Source organism: Actinospica durhamensis, from assembly GCF_018139695.1.
Lineage (GTDB): Bacteria > Actinomycetota > Actinomycetes > Streptomycetales > Catenulisporaceae > Actinospica > Actinospica durhamensis.
In genome coordinates this window covers 1-9190 of the sequence record NZ_JAGSOG010000313.1, presented here as the reverse complement: position 1 = coordinate 9190, position 9190 = coordinate 1, and the positions used below count along the sequence as shown (strand labels likewise).

9 protein-coding genes are annotated in these 9190 nt (G+C 69.5%); 5 read left to right on the top strand and 4 right to left on the bottom strand.

The window, feature by feature from the left end:
- On the top strand, positions 1 to 618 hold a 618-nt coding region (locus KDL01_RS35635), incomplete at its 5' end, for a GNAT family N-acetyltransferase (protein ID WP_307846750.1).
- A 43-nt stretch (positions 619 to 661) separates the two neighbouring features.
- Here KDL01_RS35635 and KDL01_RS35630 read toward each other — a convergent pair.
- The gene (locus tag KDL01_RS35630; protein ID WP_212533110.1) at positions 662 to 1741 is read right to left on the bottom strand and encodes a glycoside hydrolase family 6 protein; all 1080 of its coding nucleotides are present in this window, start codon (positions 1739 to 1741) and stop codon (positions 662 to 664) included.
- Between the two features lie 115 nt (positions 1742 to 1856).
- Here KDL01_RS35630 and KDL01_RS35625 point away from each other — a divergent pair, with 115 nt between their 5' ends.
- Together KDL01_RS35625 and KDL01_RS35620 are read left to right on the top strand one after the other, a co-directional pair.
- Positions 1857 to 2264 (top strand): DUF3224 domain-containing protein, encoded by a 408-nt coding sequence (locus KDL01_RS35625; protein ID WP_212533109.1) that lies wholly within the window; start codon positions 1857 to 1859, stop codon positions 2262 to 2264.
- A 160-nt stretch (positions 2265 to 2424) separates the two neighbouring features.
- Positions 2425 to 3168 carry a tyrosine-protein phosphatase gene (locus tag KDL01_RS35620; RefSeq protein ID WP_212533108.1) on the top strand — a complete coding sequence of 248 codons (744 nt, stop codon included), beginning with the start codon at positions 2425 to 2427 and terminating at the stop codon, positions 3166 to 3168.
- Between the two features lie 36 nt (positions 3169 to 3204).
- Here the strand turns inward: KDL01_RS35620 and KDL01_RS35615 are convergent, their stop codons facing one another.
- Entirely contained in the window at positions 3205 to 3864 is a 660-nt protein-coding gene (locus KDL01_RS35615) for a TetR/AcrR family transcriptional regulator (protein WP_281415783.1), read from the bottom strand.
- A 74-nt stretch (positions 3865 to 3938) separates the two neighbouring features.
- Between KDL01_RS35615 and KDL01_RS35610 the strand changes: the two genes are divergently transcribed.
- Positions 3939 to 4802, top strand: a complete 864-nt coding sequence (locus KDL01_RS35610; protein WP_212533106.1) for a class I SAM-dependent methyltransferase — start codon at positions 3939 to 3941, stop codon at positions 4800 to 4802.
- 232 nt (positions 4803 to 5034) lie between these two features.
- Positions 5035 to 5997, top strand: coding sequence for an NAD-dependent epimerase/dehydratase family protein (locus KDL01_RS35605; RefSeq protein WP_212533105.1), 963 nt, complete (start codon positions 5035 to 5037; stop codon positions 5995 to 5997).
- A gap of 98 nt (positions 5998 to 6095) precedes the next feature.
- On the opposite strand, the gene KDL01_RS35600 is transcribed toward KDL01_RS35605, so the two are convergent.
- Positions 6096 to 6599, bottom strand: coding sequence for a pyridoxamine 5'-phosphate oxidase family protein (locus tag KDL01_RS35600; RefSeq protein WP_212533104.1), 504 nt, complete (start codon positions 6597 to 6599; stop codon positions 6096 to 6098).
- A 1797-nt stretch (positions 6600 to 8396) separates the two neighbouring features.
- On the bottom strand, positions 8397 to 9149 hold the full coding sequence (locus tag KDL01_RS35595; RefSeq protein WP_307846751.1) for a helix-hairpin-helix domain-containing protein: 753 nt from the start codon (positions 9147 to 9149) through the stop codon (positions 8397 to 8399).
- Positions 9150 to 9190: the final 41 nt, after the last annotated feature.

Below are 9190 nucleotides of genomic sequence, written 5' to 3'. Positions count from 1 at the left end.
CGCCACCCCCTGATCGCCCCGTCCCCCTGGCTCGAGGCGGTGCCGCTGGCCGGCGAGCACGTCGCGCTCGAACCGCTGCGGATCGAGCACGCGCCGGAACTGTTCGCGGCCCTCGACGACGCGGACATCTGGCGCTACATCCCCGGCTCACGACCCGCCGACGAGGCGGGCATGGCCGCGAACATCCAGGGCATGTTGCGCGGCAACGCGCTCGGCCAGCGCGTCTCCTGGCTCTACCGCGACCCGCGCACCGGCACCGCGATCGGCACCACGTCCTTCTCCCCGCCGGAGGAGCGGCTGCGTTCCGTACACATCGGCAGCACCATGACGGCGCGCGCGTACTGGCGCACCGGCGTGAACACGGAAGCGAAGCTGCTGCTGATGACGTACGCCTTCGAGACCCTCGGCGCGGTCCGGGTGGAGTGGCAGACCGACAACCTCAACACGCGTTCGCAGGCCGCGATCGAGCGCCTCGGGGCCCAGCGCGAGGGCGTGCTGCGCAAGCACAAGCAGCGCAACGACGGCACCTGGCGCGACTCGGTGTTCTACGGCCTGCTCGACACCGAGTGGCCGGCCGCCAAGGAACGGCTGCTCGGCCGGCTCGCGGCGCATCGCTGAGCTGTGCCGGGCCACGTCACGCCGCGCCGCGCCGCGCCGCGGCTCAGACGCAGCTGCTTTGTTTGGCCGCTGCGGCCGCGGCAGTCGCGGTGTTCGAGGCCTGACCCGCCGCCGGCTGCGATGACTGCGCCAGGGCGCCATCGGTGCCGGGTGCGGTCGGACTCGACGACGCGTTGAATTTGGCCGCGTACTTCCCCGCACCTCCGGGCCCGTCCGCGATCAGCGCGTACGCGAGCTCCGGATCGAAGGCCCCGGCCGGAGCCGCGCAGCCGTCCGCCTGACCCGGATCCTTGATCCACAAGTACGCGTCGACGAGCGCGTTCCCGGTATCGGCAGTGGGCAGACTGCCCAGGGCGCGCCCGGTCGGATCGCACCAGGTGTCGCCCGGACCGTTCCCGTTGCGGCTCGTGTCGATGACGATGTGCAGCCCCGGCGGGTCCCCGAGATCCGCGAGTACCTGCTCGTCGTACGCCACTTCGTCGGAGGTGGGGCGGAAGTTGGAGACGTTGGAGAAGATCCCGTCGGCGCTGCCCGCGACATCGGCGGCCGCGAGCCGCTGCGCCTGCACCGAAGCCGAATTCCAGGCCGAGTTCCCGGCATCGAAGTAGACCCGGGCGGCAGCGTCGGCCTTGTGCACGGCGCGTCCGGCGAAGGCGATGGCGGCGTCGCGCTGAGACGCCTGCTGCGTGGCGAGGCAGGACTGGGACGCGAGCGCGTCCGGCTCGACGAGCACGATCGCCTTGTGCCCGCCGAGGCCGGCGGCGAAGGCCGTGGCCCAGGACTCGTAGTCGGCGACGTTCGGTGCCGCTCCGGGCGGATTCGAGGCGCAGTTGACGTCCGGGATGTCGTAGAGCACGAGCACGGGAACGGTACCCTGCGCGGCCGCCGCGGAGGTGATGTCCTTGACCTGCGCGGTGATGCGATCCGGGTCGTAGCTGGTGAACCAGACGGCCGAGGGCACCGGCGCGATCCGCGCGTTGATGGCGGGCTGATAGGGACTGGTCGGGTTGTGCGTGTCCCAGTACTCGACTGCCGAATGCGGGTCGAGATAGAAGCGGGTGTTCGAGGCCAAGGCACCGGACTGCGTCAGCGGCACGGCGGCGCACGCGGACGTCGCGGTCACCGCAGCGCATACTCCCACGGCGGCGGTGAGCACCGTCGCCAACGCGATCATTCGGGCCCGGGGCCCAGGGATGTGCCACCTCGCACGCATGACTGCATTCTCTATCATGTGCTCCATGCGAGCTTCGGGAACCTTCAAGGTGGTCGCATTCACGCCGACCTCGAACGCCCCGGATCCGACCGTGCGCGCGGGCCGTGCGGTCGGGGTGGCGACCATCAGGAAGCAGTACGAGGGCGATATCGCCGGGCGTTCGGCCACGTTGCTCACCGCCGCCCTCGACCACTTCGCGGGCGGCAGCCCTTATGTGGCCGTGGAATCGTTCGAAGGTACCCTCGACGGCCGTGACGGCGCCTTCAACTTCGCCCACACGCCCGCCACCGGCCAGACCGCCCGACCCGAGAGCCTGTTCCGGATCATGCCGACCAGCGGCACCGGCCGGCTCGCCGGGATCCGCGGCACCGGCGGCATGGCCATCGACGCGGACGGCACCCACCGCATCTGGTTCGACTACGAACTCGGCTGAGGATCCGGGGCGTTGGATCTGCGGCGTGGATCTGCCGCGTTGCCGGACTGGATCTGCGGGTTGCCGGGCTGGATCTGCTGCGTCGCTGGACTGGATGATCCGACCGCCCCTGCCCGGCGCCACCCACCTTACCAGGGCCGGGTCCGCTACTGTGATCGCCGTGGAACGGATCATCGAATTCGAGCGCTTACTCAACGTCCGCGACCTCGGCGGCCTGCGCACCGAAGACGGCCGGACGGTTCGATCGGGCCTGCTCTACCGGGCCGACGCGCTGTCCAAGCTCAACAGAGCGGGCGCGGAGGATCTGCAGCGATTCGCGAAACTGGACCTGCGCACCGTCATCGATCTGAGGTACCCGTGGGAGATCGAGCGCCACGGCCGGGTCCCCGGTGCCGACGAGCTCGCCTGGCACAACCTGAGCATCGAGCACCATCCGTACGACCAGTCCATGGACAAGCCGGGCCAGCCCTCTGACCGTTTTTTCGCCGACCGCTACGCGGAGACCGCGTTCGACGGCAAGGTCGAGATACGCGCTGCCCTGGAGCTGATAGCCGACTCCGACAGCGCTCCGCTGGCCTTCCACTGCAAGAGCGGCAAAGACCGCACCGGCATCATCGCGGCCCTGATACTCACGTTGATGGGGGTCCCGGAAGCGCAGATCGTCGAGGACTACGCCCTCACCGAGCAGGTCCGCCCGCGCTTCCTGGCGGACTGGGAGGCCCAGCACCGCGAGGGCACGGCGTCCCCGCTGCACAGCCACGCCTTCCGCGCCCCGGCCCGCGCGATGGAGCTTTTCCTGCTCGAACTCGCCCGCGACTACGGCTCCGTCCGCGGCTACATCGCGGCCACCGGCGCCGACGTGCCCACACTCACCACGGCCCTGCGTGATCGGTACCTCGACTAAAGAAAATCCTGGCGATCCGGCGGGTTTTCGGCCGCGCTAGCCGACCGCTGCCGCGCCGTCGCGATCCTCACCGGCCAGGGCCCTGAGAACGAGATCCGAAATACCCTGCTGCAATCCCGCCCTGTCCGGCATCACGGCGACCCGGAAGTAATACGAGGCCATCAGCGACAGGATGCTCCACGACGCGACCTCCGAGTCGAGGTCCGCCCGTAGCTCGCCCGTGCGAATGCCCTCGCTCACCATCTCGGTCAGTGCCTCGGACAGCACACCCACCGCCTGTCGAGCCGCGGCTCCGATTTCCGGATCCGCGATCAGGCTCATGGCGTCCGCGAACAGCACCCCGTGCCCCGAGCCGGTGTGCATCGCCTCGATGTGCTCAGGCGAGAGGATGTCCTCGAGCGCGCCGCGCACCCCCGTCCCGTGCCAGGTACGCCGGGCGAAGGCCTCTCGCGCGTGCTCACCGGCCCGTTCGATCACGGCGACGTAGAGTCCGGCCTTGGTGCCGAAGTTCTGGAAGACCACCGGCTCGGTGACGCCGACCGCGGCGGCCACGTCGGACATCTTCGCCTTCTGGTACCCCACACGACCGAAGACCTCGGTGGCCGCGGCGAGGATCGAGGCACGGCGCTCGGCCGGAGCCAGGCGAGTGCGGCGGACGGGGCGGTCGACGGTCTCTTTGCCGGTCACGAATCCCATGGTACCGGAGACTTGACATCGAACTTAGTCGCAACTAAGTTTGAAGAGTACTTAGTGGAGACTAAGGAGGGGCCATGTCCATCGCCAGCCGCATCCACGGCGCTCACCAGCACGCCGCGCACCAGCCCGACCAGGAGCTCACACCGGACCCCGGCCAGGAACACGGCCCGGCACGGGTGCCCGGCGCGGAACAGGACCAGGGCGGCAGGCGTGAGCACGAGCACGGCCGCTTCCACGCCCAAGAACACACTCAAGATCACGCTCAGGACCACGGCCACGGTCAGAGCCATCACGGCCACAGCCACAACCACGCACCGGGAAACGCGGACACCCCCGGCTTCACCCTCGATCACAGCCGGAAGTACGACTCCTTCACCGCCATGTTCTTCCTCGGGCGGCGGGCCGCGGTCTTCCGCAAGGTCGCCCGCCTCAGCGGCGCCAAGCCCGGAGACCGCGTCCTCGACGTCGGCTGCGGCACCGGCTATCTGAGCAACATGCTCGCCGCGGCCGTCGGCCCGGAGGGCTCGGTCACCGGCGTCGACGCCTCGGCCGCGATGGTCGACACCGCGAACGAGCTGCGCTCATCGGCCACCTGCACGTACACGGTGGGAGCAGCCGAGCGCCTGGAGTTCGACGACGGCACGTTCGACGCCGTCACCAGCAGTCTGATGGTTCATCACCTCCCGACCGAACTGCGCGTGCCGGCGCTGCGCGAGATGCGCCGCGTCCTACGACCAGGCGGGCAACTGCTCATAGCCGAGTTCCGCCCGCCCCGCACCGGCTTGATGCGGCACGTGGTCGGCTCGCTCACCGGCCCGGCGATGCTGGAAGACCAGCGCCTGGCCCTACCCGGCCTGTTCCGCGATGCCGGATTCGACAACCTGCGCACCGGTGACCTGCGGCCGTGGATCACCTACGCCTCAGCGGTACGCGACTGAGGCAGTGCGCAGCTTGGCGGTCGCGCAGGATCGGTTGTGCCCTATCGGCCACGCTGGGCCGGTTGTGCCCTATCGGCCACGCTGGGCCGGTTGTGCCGGACCGGCCGCGCCGGGCCGATCGTGCCAGCGGGAAGACGTGCGAAGCGAGCTCATACGCAATGAGCACCTACCAAACGAGGACGTGCAAAGGAGCCCAGCGACGAAGTTCACACAGAGGTGATTTCATAGCAGCGTGCGAGTACTGGTCACCGGAGCATTCGGATACGTCGGCAGCGCGGTCGTCGGGGCATTGACGGCCGAAGGACACGAAGTGCGTGCACTGACGACGCGACGCGACGGAGCGCCACATCCGGTGTCCGTGGCTTCTCCGAGCGGCGCGGTCGAGGTGGTGCACGGTGATGTGCGCGACCCCGAGGCAATGCGGCAAGCCGTCACCGGTGTGGACGGCGTCTGCCACTTGGCGGCGCTCACACGCGTGCGCGAGGCGGCCGAGCGTGCGGCAGAGTACCGAGACGTCAACGAGATCGGCACGGCCACCGTGGTCGCGGCGGCGGCCGCCGAAGCCGCCCGCTCGGGGCGCGCCGTCCGGTTCGCCCTGGCGTCCTCGGGTGCGGTCTACGGCGCGCCGAGCGTGCAGCCGATCCCGGAGAGCCTCGACCTCGCGCTCACCGACACACACGCGTACGGCGTGACCAAGCGCGCCGCGGAGCGGGTGGTGCTGGACGCGCCGTTGGACGGCCGCTTCGGGGCGGTGGTCCTGCGGGTGTTCAACGCGGCCGGAGCATCGGTCGGCGGCCGGATCGGCGATGTGGAGACGATCCTGCCGAAGGCCATGGCCGTGGCGGCCGGATCGCAGCCGTGCCTCACGGTCAACGGCGACGGCACCGCCGTGCGCGACTTCGTGCACGTCCACGACGTGGCCCGCGCGTTCGCCGCAGCCCTGGCCTACGCGCGGCCGGACCGGCGAACGGTGCTCAACGTGGGCGCCGTCGGCGCCAGCGTGCTCGACATCGTCGACGCCGTGCGCACCGTCAGCGGCCATCCCGTCCCCGTGGAGCACCGCCCGTCACGCGGCGAGGTTCCGATCCTGCTCGCGGACACCCGCCGCATCCGCGACGAACTGGGCTGGTCGCCGACCTACGACGAGCTCGAGGCGATCGTGGCCGACGCCTGGCTCGCAAAAAACAGGGACTGATCCTCTGGCGACCATTCCAGGCCAAAGACTCGATCCGGCCCAGGGTGTCGCCTGACTGAGGTTCAGACTTGTTCCGGTCATCGCCTGGCTACGGCGGTTCAGACTTGGCCGCGCTCTTCGCGTCGGCGAATCAGTTCCTCGACCGCACTCGGGAGGGTCGTCTCGAAGTCGATCAGCTTCACCCAAGTCGGCGCCACCACGATCCGAACCATGCCCTCGTAGAGCGAGTGCACCTCGGTCTCCCACGCGGTGCGCTGCTCGGGCGTCATCGTGCTGACGCCGTTGGACGCCAGGAACTCCTCCGGGATGCCCTCGACGACGTCCAGTTCGGCTTGCCCGCGAATGAGGAGGATCTTCGGCGGAAACGCCTCGGTGTCGATGGTCAGGGCGACGGCCGGATTGCGGCGCAGAGCTTTGAGCTTCGGAGCGTTCGTCGCCGTGCACATGACGATCTCCGAGCCGTTCCAGGTGAAGCCCATCGGAATGGTTCGGGGCGTGCCGTCCTTCGCCACGAAGGCCAACCGGGCCAGCGGAAGAGCGAGGAGTTCCCGGCTGAGCGGGTGGTCCAGGACTTCGGCGATCTCGCTCGGTTCCGCCACCATGGGTGCCTCCTCCGATTGCTGCGCTTCGGTGTCGCCCCAGCCTAGAACCGAACCTCGCAGACCAGTGCGAACGACACTCGACACCACGGGCCGTACGACCCACGGCTTCCGCACGACGCACTACGCACAACACACAACGCCAAACGGACGAGGGAAAAGGGACAACGCACGGCGCGACGCCTCACTGCGACATGCGCGAGGGCAGGTGAGATCGGAGCACTGCACTAGCCACGTCCGCCGCTGCCACGTCGCCGTTTCGACGTCGCCCGCACTACCGTTGTCGACCCGCGCTGCCATTGTCGACCCGTACTACTTTTGTCCTTTGTCGGCCCGCGCTACCGCTGCCATCTCTTGCCGCGCGCCCAGATCCGCGACACGCTCGGCCAGGCGATTCCCGCGAACGGACCGCTTGACCAGCGTCCGCGTCCGCGCCTGCGCCGCCAGCCCGCGGACGGACTGGGAACGTTCGGCGAGATGAGGTTCCGTCGGGGCATTACGGTCAGCACCCGGTCCAAGTCGACGGCGAATCCCGCCGGCTCGTTGAGTCCGGGTCCGGCACCGATCCACGCTGTCACGGCTGCCGGACTGGGCTGGCACGCGAGTGTGGACGAATCGTGCCTGTGCGGCGGAGTGGTCAGCATCATCCCTGTGTCGGACAGCGTCTCGATGTCGGGTGCCGTACCCACGGCGCCGGGCGCGGTGCCCACGGCATGAACCGGTCCCCTGCCAGATACGGCTCCCCTGCCCGATGCAGCGCCCAGACCAGGTACAGCTTTCATCCCGAGCGCTGGTCCGGCGACTCGTACGGCGTTCATTCCAGGTAGAGGCGCAGCTGACGGTCCGCCACCGGGTACAGCATTCGTCCCAGGCAGAGATCCGACTAGTGGCCCGACACCGGGTACGGCGCTCATGCCGAGCACCGATCCCACACCGGAGACAGCTCGCATCCTGAGCGCCGATCCGCCGCTATGCGCGGCCCTTGTGCCGAATACTGACCCCGCGTCAGTCGGCAGCTTAGCCTTGAGCACAGCTCGTCCGTCGGACCGGCCGCCCCGCCCTGTCTGATCGGCCCGGCCTGTCTCGGTCCGGCCACTCTGGTCGGTCCGGGCCGCCCGCCCACCAGCCCGCGTTGAACGGCTAGTCCGGATCGAACGGCCAGTCAGATCAGCCGTGTCACTCCCGTCGAGTCCGCAAGTTCCAGCCCCATCAGCCCCGCCGGCCGCTGCTCTCATCCGGGGCACCGCAGCGCCAAGCGCTGCCTTCTTCATCCCGGACGCCGCAGCATCCGCCCCTGCCCCAGCGCCCGCCCCGAGTACCGATTCGCCGTCAGCTGTGGTTGTCATACCGGACACTGCTCCCCCGTCAACCGAGTCATCGCCTTGAGAACTGATCCCATGAGAAGCGATTCCATGAGAACCGATTCCATGGCCTGCACGTTTCCCATGCCGAACCCCGTTCTCGAGCCACACCACTTTCCCGAGCCGATCCCCGCTCCCGCGGGGAACGCGCGAGACATGCGGAGCGCCTTCACCGTCCCGAGCAGCGCAGCGGCACGTCCCACGACTGAGACCCCCGTCTCGGCGTCATCGAGCTCCGTGCCGCACACGGCCGTCGCCGGGCGCGATCCGGGCCCGGCTCGCCTACAGGTCGCCCTTATCAGGGTGCTCACGGGTGTCACGGTAGCGCGGCGAGGTCACGGACGCCTTGCATTTTCACCACGTGGCTCATTTTCAGGACCTGGTCAGACCTCCCCTCACCGGACACTCATTGGGCCGTCATCGGGCCGTCATCGGACCCTCATCGGAAATCTCGGCCGCGCATGCGTGCGGGCTGAGCGGCCACGCGAAGTGGCTCGAGGCGACCTGCGACGACGTTGATCGCGCCGTCGCCGTGGTCGGAGCGTTCCAGGTGGCCGATGATCCGCAGCGCTCCGTGGTCCAAGGCCACCTTCTTCTGCCGCTCCCACACCGTGGGCGAGCACACGATGTTCGCCAGTCCCGTCTCGTCCTCCAGGGACAGGAAGCAGACGCCGCCGGCGGTGGGTGGGCGCTGGCGGTGGGTGACGATCCCGGCGATGCGCACCAGGTGCCGATCCGGGACCTCGGCCAACTCGGCGATGGACAGGTGGCCGCTGGCGGCCAGCTGCTCGCGTACGTGCGCGATCGGGTGCGAGTCGGGGGATGCGCCGCCGGCCCACAGGTCGGCGAAGGTCTGCTCGACGACGGTCATCTCAGGCAGTGCGGGTACCGATTCGGCTCCGGCCGTGCCCGGCAGGTGCCCGGCGTGGGTACCCGCCAAAGCTCCGGCCTGCCACAGCGCCTGACGCCGGGTGAGTCCGAAGCACGCGAACGCCCCGGCCGTGGCGAGCGCCTCGAGCGCGGCTTGGGACAGGTCGGTGCGGCGCACGAAGTCTTCCAGGTCGGTGAACGGGCGTCGCCGGCTAGGGGGCGTCTGCCGCTGCGCAGGCTTGGGTGACGACGTGTCAGACCCGGACCCGGACCCGGACCCGGACCCGGACCCGGACCCGGACCCGGACCCGGACGCTGACACCGGCACCGGCACCGGCACCGGCACCGCCACAGCCCCGGCCC